The sequence below is a fragment of the Novosphingobium sp. ST904 genome (genome assembly GCF_001298105.1).
Classification (GTDB): domain Bacteria; phylum Pseudomonadota; class Alphaproteobacteria; order Sphingomonadales; family Sphingomonadaceae; genus Novosphingobium.
On the sequence record NZ_LGJH01000163.1, the window covers coordinates 131,084 to 151,312 of the forward strand.

General features: G+C 64.2%; 18 protein-coding genes, 3 tRNA genes and 2 pseudogenes. 12 read left to right on the forward strand and 11 right to left on the reverse strand.

Features of this window, described 5'->3' with window-relative positions; genetic code table 11:
- The first annotated feature begins 66 nt into the window (after positions 1–66).
- The 6 genes from ADT71_RS32425 to ADT71_RS34485 all read left to right on the forward strand — a co-directional run bounded on the left by ADT71_RS32425 (position 67) and on the right by ADT71_RS34485 (position 6,768).
- The gene (locus tag ADT71_RS32425) at positions 67–588 is read left to right on the forward strand and encodes an Ig-like domain-containing protein (RefSeq protein WP_369818338.1); all 522 of its coding nucleotides are present in this window, start codon (positions 67–69) and stop codon (positions 586–588) included.
- A gap of 57 nt (positions 589–645) precedes the next feature.
- A complete protein-coding gene (locus ADT71_RS25185) occupies positions 646–2,031 on the forward strand; it encodes a calcium-binding protein (RefSeq protein ID WP_054441327.1) in 1,386 nt (461 codons plus the stop codon).
- A 68-nt stretch (positions 2,032–2,099) separates the two neighbouring features.
- Positions 2,100–3,476: a TolC family protein gene (locus ADT71_RS25190; RefSeq protein ID WP_231636178.1), complete on the forward strand. Its 1,377-nt coding sequence runs from the start codon at positions 2,100–2,102 to the stop codon at positions 3,474–3,476.
- The gene (locus tag ADT71_RS25195) at positions 3,469–5,613 is read left to right on the forward strand and encodes a type I secretion system permease/ATPase (RefSeq protein WP_054441329.1); all 2,145 of its coding nucleotides are present in this window, start codon (positions 3,469–3,471) and stop codon (positions 5,611–5,613) included. Before ADT71_RS25190 ends, ADT71_RS25195 begins: the two co-directional genes overlap by 8 nt.
- Complete coding sequence (locus ADT71_RS34480) at positions 5,610–6,347, forward strand: hypothetical protein (protein WP_231636179.1); 738 nt, start codon at positions 5,610–5,612, stop codon at positions 6,345–6,347. The genes ADT71_RS25195 and ADT71_RS34480 overlap by 4 nt, the downstream gene beginning before the upstream one ends.
- The gene (locus ADT71_RS34485; RefSeq protein ID WP_231636180.1) at positions 6,310–6,768 is read left to right on the forward strand and encodes an HlyD family efflux transporter periplasmic adaptor subunit; all 459 of its coding nucleotides are present in this window, start codon (positions 6,310–6,312) and stop codon (positions 6,766–6,768) included. The genes ADT71_RS34480 and ADT71_RS34485 overlap by 38 nt, the downstream gene beginning before the upstream one ends.
- Positions 6,769–6,834: 66 nt before the next feature.
- Here the strand turns inward: ADT71_RS34485 and ADT71_RS25205 are convergent, their stop codons facing one another.
- Positions 6,835–7,692: an aldo/keto reductase gene (locus tag ADT71_RS25205; RefSeq protein ID WP_054441331.1), complete on the reverse strand. Its 858-nt coding sequence runs from the start codon at positions 7,690–7,692 to the stop codon at positions 6,835–6,837.
- Between the two features lie 193 nt (positions 7,693–7,885).
- Here ADT71_RS25205 and ADT71_RS25210 point away from each other — a divergent pair, with 193 nt between their 5' ends.
- Positions 7,886–8,779: a LysR family transcriptional regulator gene (locus ADT71_RS25210; RefSeq protein ID WP_054441333.1), complete on the forward strand. Its 894-nt coding sequence runs from the start codon at positions 7,886–7,888 to the stop codon at positions 8,777–8,779.
- A gap of 109 nt (positions 8,780–8,888) precedes the next feature.
- On the opposite strand, the gene ADT71_RS25215 is transcribed toward ADT71_RS25210, so the two are convergent.
- The 4 genes and pseudogenes from ADT71_RS25215 to ADT71_RS25230 all read right to left on the reverse strand — a co-directional run bounded on the left by ADT71_RS25215 (position 8,889) and on the right by ADT71_RS25230 (position 12,165).
- Positions 8,889–8,965: transfer RNA gene (locus ADT71_RS25215), tRNA-Pro, on the reverse strand.
- 49 nt (positions 8,966–9,014) lie between these two features.
- Positions 9,015–9,090: transfer RNA gene (locus tag ADT71_RS25220), tRNA-Ile, on the reverse strand.
- 65 nt (positions 9,091–9,155) lie between these two features.
- A pseudogene (locus ADT71_RS25225) lies at positions 9,156–10,159 on the reverse strand (polysaccharide deacetylase family protein).
- A 164-nt stretch (positions 10,160–10,323) separates the two neighbouring features.
- Positions 10,324–12,165, reverse strand: coding sequence for a HAMP domain-containing sensor histidine kinase (locus tag ADT71_RS25230; RefSeq protein ID WP_054441398.1), 1,842 nt, complete (start codon positions 12,163–12,165; stop codon positions 10,324–10,326).
- 254 nt (positions 12,166–12,419) lie between these two features.
- Between ADT71_RS25230 and ADT71_RS25235 the strand changes: the two genes are divergently transcribed.
- Together ADT71_RS25235 and ADT71_RS25240 are read left to right on the forward strand one after the other, a co-directional pair.
- On the forward strand, positions 12,420–12,887 hold the full coding sequence (locus ADT71_RS25235; RefSeq protein WP_054441400.1) for an Lrp/AsnC family transcriptional regulator: 468 nt from the start codon (positions 12,420–12,422) through the stop codon (positions 12,885–12,887).
- A gap of 13 nt (positions 12,888–12,900) precedes the next feature.
- The gene (locus ADT71_RS25240) at positions 12,901–13,431 is read left to right on the forward strand and encodes a hypothetical protein (RefSeq protein ID WP_054441335.1); all 531 of its coding nucleotides are present in this window, start codon (positions 12,901–12,903) and stop codon (positions 13,429–13,431) included.
- On the opposite strand, the gene aroQ is transcribed toward ADT71_RS25240, so the two are convergent.
- From aroQ to ADT71_RS25260, 4 genes are all read right to left on the reverse strand, one after another.
- Positions 13,395–13,832: a type II 3-dehydroquinate dehydratase gene (gene aroQ, locus ADT71_RS25245; RefSeq protein WP_054441337.1), complete on the reverse strand. Its 438-nt coding sequence runs from the start codon at positions 13,830–13,832 to the stop codon at positions 13,395–13,397. The two genes, ADT71_RS25240 and aroQ, sit on opposite strands and share 37 nt — an antisense overlap.
- A 122-nt stretch (positions 13,833–13,954) precedes the next feature.
- Complete coding sequence (locus ADT71_RS25250) at positions 13,955–14,287, reverse strand: hypothetical protein (protein ID WP_054441340.1); 333 nt, start codon at positions 14,285–14,287, stop codon at positions 13,955–13,957.
- A gap of 74 nt (positions 14,288–14,361) precedes the next feature.
- Positions 14,362–14,775 carry a holin family protein gene (locus tag ADT71_RS25255; RefSeq protein WP_054441342.1) on the reverse strand — a complete coding sequence of 138 codons (414 nt, stop codon included), beginning with the start codon at positions 14,773–14,775 and terminating at the stop codon, positions 14,362–14,364.
- A gap of 136 nt (positions 14,776–14,911) precedes the next feature.
- Positions 14,912–14,988, reverse strand: a tRNA-Pro gene (locus tag ADT71_RS25260).
- Between the two features lie 279 nt (positions 14,989–15,267).
- Here ADT71_RS25260 and yajC point away from each other — a divergent pair.
- The 3 genes and pseudogenes from yajC (at position 15,268) to secF (ending at position 18,339) form a co-directional block, all read left to right on the forward strand.
- The gene (gene yajC, locus ADT71_RS25265; protein ID WP_054441343.1) at positions 15,268–15,606 is read left to right on the forward strand and encodes a preprotein translocase subunit YajC; all 339 of its coding nucleotides are present in this window, start codon (positions 15,268–15,270) and stop codon (positions 15,604–15,606) included.
- Between the two features lie 121 nt (positions 15,607–15,727).
- Positions 15,728–17,340 (forward strand): annotated as a pseudogene (gene secD / locus ADT71_RS25270) (protein translocase subunit SecD).
- 12 nt (positions 17,341–17,352) lie between these two features.
- Positions 17,353–18,339, forward strand: a complete 987-nt coding sequence (gene secF / locus ADT71_RS25275) for a protein translocase subunit SecF (protein ID WP_054441345.1) — start codon at positions 17,353–17,355, stop codon at positions 18,337–18,339.
- Positions 18,340–18,399: 60 nt separating this feature from the next.
- Here secF and ADT71_RS25280 read toward each other — a convergent pair whose 3' ends face one another.
- Positions 18,400–19,608, reverse strand: coding sequence for a glycosyltransferase (locus ADT71_RS25280; RefSeq protein WP_054441347.1), 1,209 nt, complete (start codon positions 19,606–19,608; stop codon positions 18,400–18,402).
- Between the two features lie 24 nt (positions 19,609–19,632).
- The gene (locus ADT71_RS25285) at positions 19,633–20,205 is read right to left on the reverse strand and encodes a helix-turn-helix transcriptional regulator (protein WP_054441402.1); all 573 of its coding nucleotides are present in this window, start codon (positions 20,203–20,205) and stop codon (positions 19,633–19,635) included.
- Positions 20,206–20,229: the final 24 nt, after the last annotated feature.

Here is a 20,229-nt window from a genome sequence, read left to right on the forward strand (position 1 = left end):
CACAGCCTTACCGTTCGGGCAACGGATGCCGCAGGCAATCTTGGCCCTGCCTCTTCGCCATTCGCGATCCGGGTCGACACCAGCGCCCCTGCCGCGCCGACGATCTCCAGCGTTACCGACGATGTCGGCACCGTGCAGGGCTCGGTCGCCAATGGCGGCGTGACCAACGACACAGTGCCGCTCCTTCGCGGCACCGCCGAGGCGGGATCGACGCTGACGCTGTTGGCGAACGGAGTGTCGATCGGCACGACGCTGGTGGATGCGAGCGGCAACTGGACGTTCAGTCCATCGCCGGCGCTGGGCGAGGGGACATACAGCTTCACCGCTACCGCCACGGATGCCGCAGGGAACACCGGAGCGACCTCCAATGCCTTCGCCATCACGGTGGACACCACGCCCCCGTCAGTGCCGGTCATCACCGGCATCGTGGACGACGTGGCGCCGAACACCGGTACCGTCGCGAATGGCGGCGTTTCCAACGATGGCACTCCGCAACTGACCGGCACGGCTTCGGCCAACACAGCCGTGGCGATCTACGACAATGGCGTGGTCATCGGCAGCACCACCTCCAATGCGAGCGGCGCGTAGACCTTCACGCCTTCCTCGGGCCTGAGCGACGGTACGCATAACTTCACGGCTGTTGCCATGGACACGGCCGGAAATGCCAGCGCCGCGTCCAACACTTACGGCGTGACGCTGGACCAGACGCCGCCTTCCGCCACGATCGCCATCACTACGCTGTCGGTCGATACGGGCACCGTCGGTGACTGGAGCACGCAGGACAACAGCCCCACCATCAGCGGAACTCTCGGTTCGGCTCTCGGCACGGGCGAGCAGGTGCAGATCCAGATCGACAGTGGAACCTGGGTCAATGCCTCGGTATCCGGCACAAGCTGGTATTATGGGCCGGGCACCCTTTCCGTGGGATCGCATGCCGTTGCCGTTCGCGTCGTCGATGCCGCAGGCAACGTGGGTCACAATGCCTCGCAGACGATCAGCATAACCAGCATTCCGGCGCAGGCACCGATGGTGCAGGCGAGCAATTCGGCACTGCTGGGACTGGTCGGCGTGGAGGCGCTGAACCTGCTGGACCTCGGCTCGCAGTCGCTTACCGCCGTGGATCCCAACAACAACCTCAAGACGGTGCAGGTCAAGTATGCCCCGGTGCTGTCGCTGGCTCTCGGCGCCTATACGCTCACGGCTTCGGCAGCGCTGGCGGCGGAACTCGGGCTGCATATCTCGATCAGCAATTCTTCCGGCATCCTCGGCATCGTGGCGCCTTCCTCCACGCTGACGATCACCGCTATCGACAATGGCGCGATGAGCAACATGGCCGTGAACGAACTGCTCGGCACCGTGCATTTCGAGCAGAATCTCTCGCTTCTCGGCCTCGATGTGCTCAACGCGACGACGATCACGGCAACCGATACGACAGGCCTTTCCGCCAGTGCCGCCACAGGTTCGCTGCTCGATGTCAGCCTGCTCAATTCCGGTGGCTCGGCCAACGTGATCCAGGGCGATGCCGGCGCGAACACCCTCAGCGGGACGACCGGCAACGACCGCCTCTACGGCTTTGCCGGCAATGACGTGCTGAACGGCAATGACGGCAACGATCTGCTGCGCGGTGGGGCGGGTGCCGATACGCTCAACGGCGGCGCGGGCAACGACACGCTCGTCTATGATGCCAGCGATACGCTGATCGACGGCGGTGCGGGAAGCGATACGCTGCTGATCGATAGTGGAACCGGGCAGGTGCTCAATCTCGATGCGGTGAGCAACATTCGCAACATCGAACGCATAGATCTGGGAACCGGGGATGCCGGCAGGCAGATCACCCTGACCGAGGCCGGCGTGCTGCGCGCGACCGACAGCAACCACCAACTGACGATCGCCGGTGACGGGAGCGACCGGGTCACCATGACCGGAGCGGTCTTCCAGGGCCAAACCCTGATCAATGGCGAAGCCTACAACCACTACACTTTGGGAACGACGGATATCTTCGTCGATCACCCGGTTCTCGTCGTGGTTTGAGCCGCCGGGGAGAGCGTATCCGGCCAGCGTGCCGGTCGAATATGGGAAGCGGATCATGAAGGGGACTCATGACCTTTACGTGGCGCAGGATCGCCGGAGCGGCCGTGTTTCTTATGGCCGGGATGATGGCGGAGAAGTTGGCAGCGCAAGATGGCGAAGGAGCTTCACGAAACTTCGAACAACCGGCTGGCCCTGAACTGGCTGAACGGGTTCCGGCCAACCTCGACATCGCGCAGGCCGTTGCGCTGACGCTGGCACGGCACCCGCAGATCGCCCGGGCCAATGCCGCGCTGGCGCGGGGCCGGGCCGATCTCGGCGCGGCGCGCGCGGCCTGGTATCCGCAACTTTCCTACCAGGCCAATCTCGGGCCGAACATGCTCACGGACAGGAACGGTTCCGGGCTCAACCAGAACATGGCCGGGCCAAGCGTCTTTCTGCAGCAGCAGGTCTGGGACTTCGGACGATCCAGGGGAGAAATCGGCGCGGCCCGTTCAACGACGAGCCAGCGCCGGTTCGAACTGGAATCGGTGGCGGATCAGCTTGCCGAACAGGGTGCCCTGGCGTTTCTCGAAGTGCGCCGTTTCGAGCAGCTGTCGGCCGAAGCGGCGCGGCAGGTCGAGGAACTGGAGCGGTTGCGGGAACTGATCGGATTTCGGGTTCGCGCCGGTATATCCGACAAGTCCGACCTCATGCTGGCCGACGTAAGAGTGGAAAGCGCGCGCGGCGAAGCGATCCAGGCACAGACCGCGCTTGCGATCGCAAGCTCGGCCTTGGCGAACCTGATCGGCGGGGTCGCCCTGACCTATGCCGATCCATCCGCCGAGATTTCGCGCTTCGAAGCCGGTGACGAAGAGCCGGACTATGAACGCTTGCCCGCCATCGCCGCCGCGCAGGAAGCGGAGAACGCCGCTGCGGCCCGGATCGGGCAGGCCAAGGCCGAACGCTATCCCCGGCTTGGGCTGCAAATGGGCTACACCCGCAACAACTACACTTACAACACACGGGACAATGCCTTCACGGCGCTGGTGACGGTGACGGGCGACGTCTACCGCCGGGGCAACCGCTATCTCGTCGATGCTGCCGAGGAAGACCGCCGCGCGGCTGACGCGGCGCGGGAAGCGGCCATCCTGGAAGCGCGAGGCAAGGCTCTTTCCGCGCGGCAGGAAATCCGTGCCGGCCATTTGCGGATCGCCGCCTATTCGCATCAGGAAGAGCAGGCGATCACCGCCAGCCGCATCTTCTTCGAGGAATACAAGCTGGGCAAGCGAACGCTGACCGAACTGCTCAACACCCAGCTTGAAATCTACCGCGCCGCCAGTGCCCGGATCGTGGCCGAACATGACATCATGGGCGCGCGCGTCCGGTTCGAGAACCTTTGCGGGACGCTGCGTCCCTCGCTGGGCCTTCCCGCGCGCCTCATCGAGGAAGAAGACCTGCATGGCTGACAGTCCGGAAGTGCTGCACGATCCCTGGGCCGCCGCCATCGCGGCGCTCGCTACATTGAAGGGCGTGCCGGTCGGCGTGCCTGAACTGACGAGGCGGCTCTACTGGAATGAGGGCAGGGGGGCGGAAGAAGGCCTGGCAGAGGCTGCGCGCCTGTCCGGCCTCGATTTCGAGATCGTGGCGATGGGCATCGAGGATGTGCCGCAAATGCTGCTTCCGGCCATCTTCGAACTGCGCGGCGAAGGGGCGGCCATCGTCCACAGCCGCGATGCAGGGCATGTCCGCGTCACGATGCCATGGCTCCACAGGGATACACCGGTCGAACTCGCGCTGGAGACATTCCGCGCGCAGGTTTCGGGGCGGGTCGGCTTCGTCGAACCCCTGTCCACGCGATCGCGAGATGCCCGGTTGGAGGAGTTCCTGCGGCGGCCATCCCGTTCCTGGGTGTGGGATATCATCACCGCGGACCGGCGCGGCTACGGGGAGGTGCTGCTGGCGTCGGTGTTCGGCAACCTGCTCACTTTCGCCACCTCGCTTTTCGCCATGCAGGTTTGGGACCGCGTGATCCCCGCCCAGTCCATTCCCACGCTGTGGGTGCTGGCGCTGGGGACGGGACTGGCGCTGTTATTCGAATTCATGTTGCGCACGGCGCGGGTGCAACTGGTGGACCGCATCGGGCGGCGGGCCGACCTTGCAATTTCCTCGCGGATATTTGCCCGTGCGCTGGACATCCGCAACGATGCCCGCCCGCGATCGACGGGGGCCCTGATCGCGCAATTGCGCGATGTCGAACAGATCCGCGAGATGCTCACCTCCACCACCGTATCGGCCCTGATCGACGTCCCGTTCGTCGCGCTCTTCCTCGTGCTGTTCGCCCTGCTGGCAGGGCCGCTCACTTTTGTGCTGGTGGGCGCTGCTGTGCTGATCGTGCTGCCAGGCCTCCTTCTACAGCGGCCGCTTGCCCGGCTGGCGACGGAGGGCATGAAGGAAGGGGCATTGCGAAACGCGATCCTCGTGGAATCGATCGAGCGTATCGACGAGATCAAGATGGCGCAGGCGGAGCCGCGCTTCCAGTCGCTGTGGGAGCGGCTCTCGGTTACGGGGGCGCGCGTCGGCGCGGAGCAGCGTTTCCTGTCCTCGTTTTTCGTCAACTGGACGCAGACCCTTCAGCAACTAGCTTACACGGTCGTTGTCGTCGCCGGGGCATTTCGCGTGATGGACGGCGACATGACGATGGGCGCGCTTATCGCCTGCTCCATCCTGACCAGCCGCGCGCTGGTGCTGTTCGTTCCGTTCGGCCAGATATTCACCCGATGGCAGAATGCCAGGGTCGCACTTGGCGGGCTTGAGGATCTCTTCGGGAAACCGGTCGATCATGATCCCGAGCGAGGGCTACTGCGTCGCCCCGTGCTCAAGGGATACTACGAGATCATCGATCTGAGATATGCCTATGATCCCGAGGGGCCGCTGGCCCTCAAGGTCGAGCGGCTGTCCATCCGCGCCGGGGAGCGGATTGCCCTGCTGGGACGGATCGGAGCCGGCAAGTCGACTCTGCTGCGAGTTCTTGCGGGGCTGGCCTTGCCATCGGGCGGCGATGTGCTGCTTGACGGCAGTAGTCTTGCGCAGATCAGCCCGGCCGATGTTCGCCGGGACATTTCCTATCTCGGGCAGGGGGCTCAGCTCTTTCTCGGCACGATTCGCGAAAACCTGCTGATCGGCGCGCCCGGCACTAGCGACGAACGGATACTGCGGGCGCTGGCGGTGACCGGCGGCACCGGGATCGTCCAGAACCAGCCGCACGGGCTAGACCTGTTGCTTCAGGAGGGCGGGGCGGGGCTTTCCGGCGGGCAGCGGCAAACCCTGCTGCTGACCAGGGCGCTGCTGCGAGGTGGCAATATCCTGCTGCTCGATGAACCTTCCGCGCCGCTGGACGATATCAGCGAGCGCAATCTGGTGGCTAATCTCGGCCAGTGGCTGAACGGGAGGACCCTTGTCGTGACGACCAACCGGCCGGGCCTGCTCGAACTGGTGGACCGGATCGTGCTGATCGACGGCGGGCGGGTCGCGCTCGACGGAGCCAAGGAGGCCGTGCTCGCGGCGCTGGCGATGCCTGCTGCGCTGAAGGAGAAACGCTCATGAACCGGACCATGCCGGTTTCCGCGAGCCTGCCGGCGGGTTTCGGCGGCGATGAGGAGAGCCGCTGGCTGCGTACCCTGGGGCGTCTGCGCATCGTGCCGATCCTTTCGATCGGCATCCTGGCTTTCCTGGTCTGGAGCTACTTCGGCGTGCTTGACGAAGTGGCCGTGGGGCCAGGCAAAGTGACGCCGCCCTCCCGATCCCAGATTGTTCAAAGTCTGGAGGGGGGTATCGTCAATGGAATCTTCGTCCATGAAGGAGATATCGTCAGCCCGCGCCAGAAGCTGGCCACGCTTGACCGTGCACGCTTCAGTTCCATGCTTGGCGAAGCGGAAGCGAAGGCCCGCGCGCTGGAAGCATCAGCAGCCCGCCTTGAAGCCGAGATCAATGGCGGAACGCCTCGCTTTCCGCAGGCGGTGAAGGATACACCCGGCCTCGTCGCGCGCGAGATGGAACTGATGCATTCGCGCCGGCAGAACCTGGCCGTCGCCACTGCGAGCATGCGGCAGTCGCTGGCGCTGACCCGGCGCCAGCTTGCCATGACGGAGCCGCTCGTCGAACTCGGCGCGGCCAATCAGGTGGAAGTGATCCAGCTTCGCCGTCAGGAGAATGAGATCCAGGCCAAGCTCGATTCACTGCGCAACCAGTACGTCATCGATGCCAGTGCAGACTATGCCAGCCCGCGCCGAACTGGATCAGGTGATCCAGGTGATCGGCGGCAGGCGCGACCAGCTTGACCGCACGACGCTTCATTCGCCCGTCCGCGGGATCGTAAAGAACCTGGAAGTCACGACCATCGGCGGCGTCATCCAGCCGGGCGGCTCGCTGATGGAGATCGTGCCGCTGGAGGACCAGCTCCTGATCGAAGCGCGGGTTTCCCCGCGCGACATCGCCTTCATCCGGCCCGGCCAGCCGGCCACCGTAAAAATCACGGCATACGATCCGTCCATCTACGGCACTTTACCGGGAACGGTGGACCGCATTTCTCCCGATACCTTGCAGGACGAGGTCCACGCGATCAGGTCTATTACCGCGTCTACGTTCGCACCCACAATTCCAGCCTGCGGACGAAAGACGGGCGCGAGCATGCGATCATGCCGGGAATGGTGGCTACGGTGGAAATCCGCACCGGTCGGAAAACCATACTCCAGTACCTGATGAAGCCGATCAACAAGGCGCAAGAAGCGCTGCGGGAGCGCTAGGCCGGAAAATGTGCTTTCCCGGTCAAAGCTTGCGGGTGCCGAGCCATTTGACCATCGCCGGATCGCGGTGGTCGAAGAAGCTGCTGGCCTTCTGATCAAGCGCGGAAATCGCTGCGATATCGCCATCGTCCAGAGCAAAGTCGAAGATCGCGAAATTCTCGGCCATGCGCTCCTTGCGGACCGACTTGGGGATTGCGACGATGCCGCGCTGGTTCAGCCAGCGCAGGACGACCTGGGCAACGGTCTTGCCGTGCTTCTGTCCGATCGAGGCCAGCAACTCGTTGCTGAACAGCCCGTTCTTGCCTTCCGCGAAGGGGCCCCAGGCTTCGGGCTGGACCTTGTATTCCTCCAGCAATGCCTGAGCATCGTGCTGCTGGTGGAAGGGGTGGATCTCGATCTGGTTGACCGCAGGGGTGATTTCATTGTGCAGCACGAAATCGAGTAGCCGGTCGGGATAGAAGTTGCTCACTCCGATAGCCCGGATGCGACCTTCGCGGTGCAGGTCCTGCATGGCGCGCCAGGCGCCGTACACATCGCCATACGGCTGATGGATCAGCCACAGGTCGAGATAATCGAGTTGCAGCTTGTTCAGTGAACGCTCGAAAGCCGCCTTGGCGCCTTCATAGCTGACGTCCTCGATCCACAGCTTGGTCGTGACGAAAAGTTCGCCACGCGCGATGCCATGATTGCGGATGGCCTGTCCAACCGCTTCCTCGTTGCCATAGGAGGTTGCGGTATCGAGCAGGCGATAACCGACATCGATGGCGTCGCGCACACTGCGCTCGCATTCAGCGGGGTCGGGAACCTGGAAAACGCCAAAGCCGAGGCTCGGCATTTCCACGCCATTGTTCAGGGTCACATTGGGGACGGACTCGGGCATGTGGCATCCTTTGGTTCAGATCGGCGATCATGTGCGGTCTCGGCCTGACTCATGGCGATTACCCGAGGTTCGCGTCAGGTTGCCGGCCAATACGGCGCAGGCCGCCGGGAAAATTGTCGGATCGGATATAGTCTGGCAGCCGGAATGCGATTAGACGCCGTAATCGGTATGTCACTATAAGGTACGCTAATTAATGGCGGGTGAGAACTATAACGAGCTCGCAGCGTTCGTGATGGTCGCGCGTGAGCGCAGTTTTACCCGCGCGGCTGCAAAGCTTGGCGTTTCGCAATCGGCGCTCAGCCAGACGATCCGCGGGCTCGAAGAGCGATTGGGGTTGAGGTTGCTCACCCGCACGACCCGCAGCGTATCGCCGACCGAGGCGGGGCACCGCCTGTTCGGCACCCTGGCGCCGCGCTTCGAGGAGATCGCGCAGGAACTCGTCTCGCTAAGCCAGTTGCGCGACAAGCCGTCCGGCACCATCCGCATCAATGCGGGGGAACATGCGGCACTGGCGGTCCTGCAGCCGGCGCTGCGTAAATTCCTGCCCGATAACCCCGACATCCGCGTCGAGATCGTTGTCGACAACGGTCTGACCGACATCGTGGCCGAAGGATATGACGCAGGGGTTCGGTTGGGCGATCAGGTGGCCAAGGACATGGTTGCAGTTCGTATCGGCCCAGATTTGCGCATGGCCGTTGTCGGGTCGCCCGAGTATTTTGCCCGCTATCCCGTTCCGCATACGCCGCAAGACCTGACACGGCACAATTGCATCGGTATCCGGCTGCCCACCTATGGCGGCATTTTCCCGTGGGACCTCGATAAGGACGGGCACGAAGTCAATGTTCGGATCGAGGGGCAACTGGTGTTCAACAACATCGGCCTGCGGCTCAATTCGACGCTGGATGGCCTGGGCCTTGCCTACCTGCCTGAGGATCAGGTTCTGCCCTATATCGCACAAGGCCGCCTGATCCGGGTGATGGAAGACTGGTGTGGACCTTTTCCCGGTCACCATCTCTACTACCCGAGCCGTCGCCACGCTTCTCCCGCCTTCGCCCTGCTGGTCGAGACCTTGCGCTATCGGTCTTGAGGCAGGGTGGGCCTGCACAAAGCACATCCATCATCGCTTCGCCAGCGGCCGCGCAGCGCCGAATGCGGGCCTCGATCCTGAATGGTGTCGGTGTTCTGGAAAAAACGAATGGTCGGGGAGACAGGATTCGAACCTGCGACATCTTGCTCCCAAAGCAAGCGCGCTACCGGGCTGCGCCACTCCCCGACCCTTCGGTCGTCGATGATGTATCCAAGGCCTGTGCCCTGGTGGCCGTTGGTGGGCCCGGCAGGATTCGAACCCGCGACCTAGCCGTTATGAGCGGCCAGCTCTAACCGCTGAGCTACAGGCCCCAACTGCCATGCCCGACCCCATCGACGATGGCCGGACGAAAAGCCCGTTAGCTTGGCAATGCCGTCTAGGCAAGCACTACGCTGGAAAGGATGTCGGCAACATGGGTGGGACGCACGCCGCGATGCGCCAGATGGGCGAAAAGCGTGCGCCACCAGTCGTAAAGAGCGCCCAGATCGGCCTCGCTGCGCACATAGGGCGTGTGGCCGGGGGCCAGCGAGGGGCTGTGGAAAGAGAAGACCAGCACGGGCAGGCCCTCGTCTATCGCGATATCCACGCCGCGCAGGGCTTCCTCGGCGGTGATTCCCTCAGGCGTGAGAGGAATGCGCTCCAGCAGTCCGGCCCGCGCCAGTACGCCGCGCACTTGCGGTGCGCGCCAGAGGTGGGGGTAGATGACGTTGCCCATCTGCCGCAGCGGGCCCCAGTAAACGGTGGTCAGCGGCAGTTCGAGCAGGGCGTGCTCGCCCCCGGCCCAGTAGGGGTGCAGCGGGTGTTCGCGGTAATTGGGGCCGCCGGCTGAACTGTAGTCGAACCGGGCGCGTACCGAAGTGTCGATGGCCATTCCGAATTCGGCGAGAATTTCGGCGGTGCGCGGCCCGAGGCCATAACGGCCCGCACGATAGATTCGCGGGGCCTGGCCAAAGGCCCGGTCGATTCGCCGATGGAGGCGGGCGAACTTTTCGCGCTCCAGTTCGTAGGGGAGGTTGCCGGCGTAGGAGTTGAACTCGCTCACGTCCTCGTCGAACGGAGGGCTTACCCATGGGTGGAGCTGGACCCCCACTTCGGCGCGGCCAGCGTCCACTGCGTCCCCTATGGCGGCAACGGTATCGGGCGAATCGGCAACCGGATAATCCAGCAGATAGATCGGGACGACGCCGAAGCCTTCGCAGAACTGCTGGAATTTGCGCAGGGCGGGCAGGGTCAGCGTGCTGTGCCGTCTACGGTCGAGCGGGGCTCCCAGTCGAACTCCTCCTCGGTGTCGACCGTGACGATGAAACGCTGCCCGAAGCCCTCGCGAAATCGTGCGAGCGCATCGGTTGCCGGCGGCTGGAGGAGATTTGACCCCTGCAAGAAAGAATTTTTCCCTCGATCGGGTCGCATCCGACAGGGTGGCGACAATGAAAACCGTGCCCGGATCGGGGAAGAACCTGCGATTCGATGCTTGCGGCAGAAACGAGAATAGGCGGTAAAACGTTCCGCTTCGGTAAAGGCGGGGCATCCCGGAGAACGCGGATTCAGGCTCCCTGGCTGTGTGTTGCTGCACTCGCGGTCAAAGCCGGAAGCCAGAGTTTCAGGTCGTTGTCCTCGCGCAGAAGCCCGCCGCCGGCCGCCGACGCTTCCGCCGCCGCCAGGCGAAGCGTGAAGCCGATGCCGAACATGCCGGTGGAGAGCGATTGCCCACGTTCGCTGGCCGGCGTTTCGAACAGGCTTTGTGCGGTGCGGGCGATGAGCAGGGTGGGCAGGGCGATCCGCAGTCCGATTCGCCCGCCCTCGCAGGTCCACGTCAGGCGCAGTATTTCGTCCGGCGCGGTCATGCCCGCCAGCACGGCGAATATCCGCCATACTAGGCGTTCGACTTCTGTGCGGTCGATCGCGAGAAGAAGGCCGGGAGCCTGACCTTCGGGCAGGGCGAACCCGCTGCGGCGCGGTTCGGTCCAGGCCTTGAGGCGCGCAACGGTCTCTTCCAGAACCGAGGCGAGATCGCACTCGCCCGATTCGATCCCGAGGACGCCCGATTCGAGCTTCACCAGCCGGTCGAGTTCCTCGAATCCGGCGAGAATGTGTGCACAGTCTCCGGCAATGGCGGCGGCCAGCGCGCGGTATTCATGCGGGGCCGGGCCGTAGAGCTGTTGCTGGATGATCTCGGCGGCCACCTGGATGGCGTTTGCCGGGGTGCGCAGTTCGTGAAGCACCTGCCGCATGCGGTCCGCTTCGCTGGGCTCGGCGGTGGGCACTGCATCGACAGCGGCAACCTTGCCGGGACGGCGCAGTCGGCCCGCATAGCCGGTGAAGCGGCCGCTCGCCGAATCGAAGTGCGGAACGGCATCGACCTGCCAGTCTCCGCTGACGGCCGGAGCGCCGGCGATCTCGATGGGTACGCCGCGCAGGGGCTGGCGGTGGCGCATCGAAAGCGCGAGGCCGGGCATATGCGCGGCGGGATGGGGGGCAGGTGCATGATGCGGTTCGGCCATGGCCGGATCATGCGCAGCAAGGTTGAGCCCGATCAGCGCGCTGGCATGTGGGCCGTCAGCCCAGCAGATTCGTCCTTCGGCATCGGTGGTGAAGTCCATCGCGGCGGGAAAGACGGCAGCAGCCGAATCGCCGAGCGGCAGGCGGGGCGCGGCGTCGCTCGCATGGCTCTCGCGCGCTTTGCGGAATTCCTCGATCCGGCGGACGATGGCGCCGATGCCCGCTTCGTTCGTCGTCGGAGAAGGCGGCGCTTTGAGCGAGGCGGCAGCCTGTTCGAACTCGGCGAAGGGAATGGGGTGGTTTGCAGGTGCGCGGATCGGCGGCTGTTCGGGCGGGGTGGGCTCGATCTGGGCGGGCTCGATCTGGGCCGGCTCGGGCGGCGCAATCTCGTCGAGCAGATCGAGCGGTTCGGGTTCGAGCGGCTCGTCGACCGCCTCGGCCGATTCGCAAGGCGGCAGTCCGCGATCGAGAATGCCGAGCCTTTCGAGCAGCTTTTCCACTTCGGGGCCGAGATCGCGGCGATGGCGAAGAATGCCGCGCGCTCGCACGGGCAGGGCGGGAACGAGGCCGACCCACGCCTCGGTATCGAGCCTCGCGGTGCCGATTGCCGCCGTCGCGACCTCGGGCTCCGCTTCGGCAAAAATCGCCAGCAACCGGGGGTTGGTCAGCGGTTGAAGCGGCTGGCGGACAAGGCGGGCACGATCGGCGGCGGGAATCACCGCGCCCAGTTCCACGACGCGCGCGAATCCGGCGTCGATCGCGGCGGATTGGGCGTCGGCGGGCAGGCGGCCGAGGATATCGATCAATTGCCTGTACTGGATACGGGCCAGCGTGTCCGCGGAGGACGGCAGGCGCAGTACCGTGGCAAGGCGATCGTCGAAGTGCATTTCCGTTCCATAGGCGACCCGCAAACCATTGCGAAGCTGCCGTTTCCGCATATCCGCCACAGTATGGCCCGATAGAGGTTAAACCCGCGTCACTCATGGCCTAGCAAACTGTGCAGACAGCGGAAGTCGGTAGATTGTAGGCGTTGCAATGCGGGACGATTACGCTATGGGATAATATTATTACAGGGGCGTCAGTGTTTTCGTGTGGATATTGCATGTCGGATGACGCTGCGCGCCCGCAAGGAAAGTTTCGCATGATTAATCTCGATGACATCGACCGCCGCCTGCTCGCCGAGCTGCAGGAGGAGGGCCGGATCACCAATGTCGAACTGGCCCAGCGTGTCGGTCTCACTGCCCCTCCGTGCCTGCGCCGCGTGCGCAGTCTTGAGGAATCGGGCATCATCCAGGGCTATCACGCCGACCTCGATGCCTCGAAGCTGGGCTTCACGATCACCGTCTTCGCGCTGGTTAGCCTCAAGAGCCAGGCTGAGGAATCGCTGAGGGCCTTCGAAGACCACATGAAGGGTCTGCCCGAGGTGCGCGAGTGCCACATGCTCAACGGCGAGATCGACTTCATCCTCAAGATCGTCAGCCGCGATCTTCAGAGCTTCCAGGAATTCCTGACCAGCAAGCTGACGCCGGCTCCCAACGTCGATAGCGTCAAGACTTCGCTGACGATCCGCACTGCCAAGAGCGTGCCGGGCGTGCCGCTCGAAACCTGACAGCGATTCGCGCGTGACGATGATGGCAATGCCGCGCCGTGCCCTGCTGGTCGGCGCGGCATTGCTGCTGGCTGGAGGGAACCTCTGGTGGTTCATGCGCGGCAAGCAGGCGCCCGAGCCCGACTTCGTGCTTGGAACTACATGGGAGCAAGTGGAGATTACGGCGGATGTCCTTCCGTCACTTCCTCGCTTCGATGTCGTTCACGGCGCCTGGAGCGACCGGGGGCGGCCCATTTCTGCGATCGGCGATCGCGTCCGTCCCTTTCATGGCGACGACGTTATCTCGGAATTGAAGCCCCGTTCCTACCTTGCCATCGCCATCGCCGCGGATGAGGGGCCGCAGGAACTGCGGCCCATGCTTCTCGATCTTGCGCGGGCGTCAATTTGCGACGTTGCCGTCGTTCCGGACGGCATGAAGCCCGGACCGCGTAGTGGGGTCTACGTCGATATCCAGCATATCGTCTCGGTCAGGGATGAGCGGGGCAAGGCGCAGGATTGCATCGCCGCTCAAAGGGCTGCGGCACCCTCCAGCGCCAGCAGGTAGCCCGTCGCACCGAAGCCGGCGACGGTCGCCCTGGCGGCCATGCCGACCCATGACTTGTGGCGGAATTCCTCGCGTGCATGGGGGTTGGAAAGGTGGACCTCGATCACCGGCACCTTGATCGAGCGGATCGCGTCATGCAGCGCTACCGAGGTATGCGTGTAGGCGCCGGGGTTTATCAGCACCGCGTGCGCGCCTTCGTCCTCTGCTTCATGGAGCCAGTCCACGAGGTGGCCTTCATGGTTCGACTGGCGCATTTCGATGGTGCAGTCCAGCGCCTCGCCGCGTTCCACCAGCATGGCGCCGATGTCGTCCAGCGTCTGGGAGCCGTAAATGCCGGGCTCTCGCTTGCCCAGGCGGTTTAGGTTCGGTCCGTTGAGGACGTAGACGAGCTTGCTGGCCATTTCGCGAATTCCCGGTGCGGTTGCTTTCCGGTCGCGGCTCTAGAGCATTTTCAGGCGAGGTGGAATCGCCCGCCCGCCGGAAAATGCGGCAAAACATGTCGCGGGGCGAGATGCCGGCACGGTCAGCGCGGAGCGGGCATCTCGTCGGCGACAGGGCGCCCGTCGGCCTGTGTTCCTTCGGGTGGGGGCGCCGTGTCGGCAGGCGTTTCCGCTTCGGGTTCCCCCGCCGCGCCGCCGTCACCCTGGTAGAACCGGGCGAGTTCCGCGTCGTTCGCCTTGAGCCGCGCAGCCGAGGCTTCCCGTTCGGCCTGCTTGCGGGCGGAGGCTTCCTGTTCGGCCGATGCCTTGGCCTCGGCCAGCTGCTTTTCCAGCTCCTCTTCGCGGCTCGGTCCGCAGGCGACCAGCGCCAGGGCAGGGGTCGTGGCCAGCACGATGCGCGCGACAATCCGAAACACCAGTTGCTCCTTGCAAGGGCGGGCATGGCGCGCGCTCTTGCAAGGAGGCTTAGCGGTCAAGGCTTGGCTTTGTCTTAACGGTCGGAACCCTTGGTCTTTCCCCACTGGCGCATTGCCGAGTAGCCCAAATAGCCGGTGCCGAAGAGGGCATAGAGGGGCTCGGGGATGCCGTTGAGGTAAGCGGTCATGGCATCGCCGATGGCATGGGCCGTCGCCGGGCTGAGCGCGCCGATCAGGCCCATCGGCAAGGCCCAGAGAATCATGATGTAGATTACGTAGAGGAAGCTCGGCCGCGCACGGCTGGTCCAGGGATCGCTTGAATTCGCTTCTGCGACGATTGGCGAGAGGCTCGCCTGAAGCATCTGGAGTTCCTGGGAATTTTCGAGCTTGAGCAATTCGAGCTTGGCGCGGTCGCGCGCTTCGGGATCGGGGATCACCTTGTCGATGATCTTCGATACGGGCGAGAGAATCGAATCGAGCAGTGGCATTCTTGGGGCACTCCCGGAATGGTGGCCCGCAACCAGATAGCCAAAACCGGCCCTGTAGGAAAATGGGTAGCAAGACCGCGAGAGAATGCCGTGTCCCCGGGAGGGGAAATTCTCTGCCAACGATGTCTTGGAAAATTGGTCGGGACGAGAGGATTCGAACCTCCGACCCCCACACCCCCAGTGTGATGCGCTACCAGGCTGCGCTACGTCCCGACCGGAGCGCGGCCTATAGGAGGGTCTTTTCGAGAGCGCAAGCGTCTGATTGAGACTTTCTTCATGCCGGTTGAAGCAAGCCTGTGGATACCTATCTGCGGGCAGGTCGCGGGGGATGGGCGGCTTTCGGCAGCAAGGCCGCGCGTTGCCAGTGCTTCGCTTTATTGCTAACCGCGCGCATCCGGCAAAGTCCATGAATGGATTTTTCCGGCGAGGCGTGCGGCAGATCGGATGCCGCCCGCCCGCCGGGACGAAACGACGAGAAGGCCCTTCAGTTCAATGCAAAGCTCGATTCTCAACCAGCTCGCCGCAGCAGCCGCCCCCAGTGGTGTTGGTTCGTTTATTGCGAACTTCGGTATCATTATCCCGATGGCGGTGATCTTCTGGTTCCTCATCCTGCGCCCGCAGATGAAGCAGCAGAAGGAGCACAAGAACAAGCTGTCGGCGCTCAAGAAGGGCGACGAAGTGCTGACCGGTGGCGGTCTCGTCGGCAAGATCGTCAGGATCGACGACAACTATGCCGACGTCCAGCTCGCACAGGGCGTTATCGTGAAGGCCGTCAAGTCGACCATTGTCGACGTGATCCCGCCGGCCGGTTCGAAGCCCGCGAACGACTGAGTTTCCGGCATCGCCGGGTGTTGCCGGCGATGCCCGTTTGCTAGGTCCGATCACACAGTAGGTCCGATCACATAGGGCGCCCCGCCATTCGGGCGCTCTTTTCGGAGAGAAGCCACAGGCTATGCTCGAATTTCCCACCTGGAAGAAGCTCTGGTACTGGGGCCTGACGATTGTCATCGCCCTCTGCGCCGTGCCCTCGCTGGTCTCGCTGACCAACGCGCGCTGGCCCAGTTTCCTGCCCGAGCCCAAGATCAATCTCGGCCTCGACCTTGCCGGCGGAAGCCGCCTCCTGCTGGAGGCCAATCGCCAGCAGGTCGTGCAGCAGCGCCTCGAAGGCATGGAAGAATCCGTGCGCACGCGTTTGCGCCAGGCCTCCCCGGCCATCGCCATCGGCGATTTCTCCAGCACCGGCGGCCAGCTTGCCTTCACCGTGCGCGATCCCTCGCAGGTCGATGCGGCGCGCGAGGCGATCCTGCCGCTGACCTCCGGCGCAGGCCTTACCGGCCAGCGTGACTGGGACATCACGGTTCAGGACGGCACCCGCTTCATCCTCGTGCCGACGCAGGCGGGTATCGACCTTGCGATCAGCAATGCGATGGAAACCGCGGTCGAGGTGGTGCGCAAGCGTATCGACGCGCTGGGCACCAAGGAGCCCGACATCCGCCGCCTCGGCGGCACGCGCATCGACGTGCAGGTTCCGGGCCTTCAGGACCCGCAGGCGCTCAAGAACCTGCTCGGCCAGACCGCGAAGCTCGAATTCAAGATGGTCGACGAGACCGCCGTGCCCAGCGACATCGCCAAGGGCATCGTGCCCCCGGGTGACGAACTGGTGCCATGGGCCGATCCGAGCGCGCCCGGTTCGGGCGGCGTTCCGGTCCTGGCCGTCAAGCGCCTCGGCGGCATCAAGGGTGACGAACTGACCGACGCCAAGCAGGCCTTCGAACCGAAGACCAACGCGGCTGTCGTCTCGATCACGTTCAACCAGCAGGGCGGCGAGAAGTTCGCCAAGCTGACCACCGAGAACGTGAACAAGCGCTTCGCCATCATCCTCGACGGCAAGGTGCTTTCCGCGCCCAGCATCAACGAACCGATTCTTGGCGGCAGCGCCCAGATTTCGGGCAGCTTCAACGTCCAGTCGGCCACCCAACTCGCCATTGCGCTGCGTTCGGGTGCGCTTCCGGTCGACCTCACCGTGGTGGAGGAACGCACCGTCGGGCCTGACCTCGCGCCGATTCGATCCAGAAGGGCGTCGTCGCCATGGGCGTCGGCACCGTGCTGCTGATGCTGTTCATCTTCCTGACCTATGGGCGCTTCGGCGCTTATGCGAACCTGGCCCTGATCTTCAACGTGCTGATGATCCTGGGCATCATGGCCGTGCTGGGAACGACGCTGACACTGCCCGGCATCGCCGGCTTCGTGCTCACCATCGGTGCTGCGGTGGACGCCAACGTGCTCATCAACGAGCGCATCCGCGAGGAACGCCATCGCGGACGCCGCGTCGTGCAGTCGGTGGAACTGGGTTACAAGGAGGCGAGCCGCGCCATCTTCGACGCCAATATCACCAACTCCATCGCCGCCGTGCTGATGTTCGCCTTCGGTTCGGGCCCGGTTCGCGGTTTTGCCGTCGTGCTCATGATCGGCATCGTCACCTCGGTGTTCACCGCGGTCACGATGAGCCGGATGTGGGTTGCGGGCTGGCTGCGTCGCACCCGTCCCAGCGACCTGAACGTATAAAGGTACTGGCGCATGAAGCTCCTCAAGCTCATTCCCGATCACACGAACATCCACTTCCTTCGTTGGCAGTGGCCGTTCTTCATCACCAACATCCTGGCGATGGCCGCCTCGGTCGTTCTGCTGTTCACATACGGGCTCAACCTGGGCGTCGACTTCGTCGGCGGCCAGATGATCCGCGTGACCTTCGAACAGAGCGCGACCGCTCCGGTCGCCAAGCTGCGCGACAGCGTCGATTCGCTCGGCTTCGGCGAGCCGGTCATCCAGACTTTCGGCAAGCCGAACGAGGTCTCGGTCCGCATGAAGCTGCCGGAAGGTTCGGAGGACAATCCGAAGCTGGCTGACGGCATGGCCCGCAAGATCACCGCCAAGGTCCGTCAGGACTTCGCGGACGCCCGCGTCGACGGTGTCGACTCGGTCTCCGGCAAGGTTTCGGGCGAGCTGTTCCACACCGGTATGCTGGCGCTCGGTCTCGCCATGGTGTTCATCTCGATCTACATCTGGATCCGCTTCGAGTGGCAGTTCGCGGTCGGCGCGCTCTTCGCGCTGGTGCAGGATATCCTGCTGACCGTGGGCATGTTCTCGCTCACCCAGATGGAATTCGACCTCAACATCGTCGCGGCTCTGCTGACGCTGCTGGGTTACTCGCTGAACGACAAGATCGTCGTCTACGACCGTATCCGCGAGAACATGAAGAAGCACCGGCGCATGCCGATGAACGAGCTGCTCGACCTCTCGGTGAACGAGACGCTGTCGCGCACGATCGCGACTTCGCTGTCGGTTCTCATCATGCTGGTCTCGTTGCTGGCGCTTGGTCCCGATGTGATCTTCGGCTTCACCGCCGCCATCACGCTGGGTATCTTCATCGGCACTTACAGCTCGATCTTCATGTCCGCGCCGATCCTGGTCTGGCTGGGCGTGAAGTCGGATACCTTCGTGAAGCAGGAAAGCGAGATCGACCGTCAGGACCGCCTCGCTCGCGAGCGTGGCGCACAGCCCTGATCGGCCTTTGAGGTCTTGAGAAAAAGGGCCGTTCCCGGAAGGGAGCGGCCCTTTTTTCATTCATGCTCCGGTGTTGACGGGGTCGCCCGCGAGGATACCGCGCCAGAAGTGAACGAGATTCTGCGCGTTCACGCCCCATGAGAAACGGCTGACGTTGGCCGAAACATCCTGCTGGCTCGGCGGATCGGCGAGAATCCGGCTCACCGCATCGGCAATCGCCTCCGGTGTGCGCGGGGCGATGCGGCCGGCGCTGTCGTCCTTCACGACTTCCCGTGCGCCGCCGATATCGGGGATGACGATCGGTGTGCCGCAGGCCAACCCCTCGATCCAGACATTGGCAAGGCCCTCGCTGGTCGAAGGGAGCACCAGAACGTCGGCCGCGCACAGGACGTGGGGGAGCAGGTCGTGCCCGACAAGGCCGAGAAACTGCACCCGGTCACTCACACCCAGCCGCTGCGCAAGGTCGCGCAGGGGTCTTTCGTCCTCGCCGGCGCCGGCCAGCGCCAGCCTGGCGCCGGGCAGAAGGGCCAGGGCCTCGATGACCAGCCGCTGGCCCTTGCGCGGGATCAGCGAGCCGGGCGTGACGATCAGCGGACCGACCGACCAGATGCCGAGGTTGGGCATGGCCGAAACCAGCGCGCGCGCGGCACCGCGCTCGATGGGGTGGAAGCGATCGTGGTCCAGCCCGGTGTAGTGAACGCCGATCCGTTCTTCCGGCATGCCCAGGGCGATCATGTCTTCGCGCAGGGCCCGGCTCACTGCGAGCATTCCTGCCGCCTGGTGCGCGGCCTGTCGCATCTGCTTCAGCGCGGCGGGGCGCTGGCCCCAGTAATGGATATCCGCCCCGCGCGACTTGATGGTGAGCGGCAGTCCCAGTTCCCGTGCGACGATGGCGGCGGCAGGCCCGTCCGGGAAGAAGAACTGGGCGTCGACGAGGTCGAACGGCTTCTCTGCGTGAAGGCGGCGCACCAGCGGCAGCACGGCCGTGGCGATTCGTCCGGGATTGCTGTCGCCCCCGATCTTCGGGATGAGGGTGAACTTGGGATAGTGAACCTCGAATCCGGACGCATCGCTGCATTCCGGAACATGGCGCAGCTTGTCGTAGGGATGGCGGCGGGCGAGGGGCCATGGCGGGATGCCGATCGGGCTTATCATCGTCAGATCCACCTCGCCGCTCGCCACGATCGCGCGCATCTGGTTGCCGACGAAGATACCGAACGAAGGTCTGACAGGATTGGGAAACAGCGTGGCGATGGACAGGATGCGCATGGGTTTGCCTTTGGCTGTATAAGGTTAGAGCTTCCTGACGAGCATTTCGGCAACGGCTATCCACTGCGGATGTTCCACCGGTACCGGCCGCTGGCCGCTGACGGGAGGCAGGAGGGAAAGCGTCTCTCCGGTTATCTCGATCAGGCGGCCGAACGCGAACCGGCCGCCGGGAAGGGGCACGAGCACGTCGCGGTTCAGCAGGCGGGCGGCGTCCTGCGCAGGACCTTGCCTGAGCCATACCTGATCCGCGGTGCGATATTCGCCGCAGGATCCTTCGACTTCCATCACCATCCACGGCGTTTCGGCGGCGAGGTCGCTGGGCAGCACGGCTTCGCGGCGGGTGCGCGGGCTCTCGGCCCCGCTTTCGGACAGCACCGCCACGATCATGGCCGGTGCGTTCGCCTCGCTTCGCAGCAGGCTTTCCGGCTCGACCTGCAGCGCCCTTGCGATCCGGTTCATCCAGACGAGGGAGAGGTTGCGCATCCCGGTTTCGAGACGGCCGATGGTCTGCGGCGTGGTCTGCGGTTCACAGGCGGCGGCGACATCGGCCAGGGTAAGCCCTTTCTGAAGGCGAATGTCGCGGATGCGGTTAATCATGGGATGTCCTGTCATATAACCGAT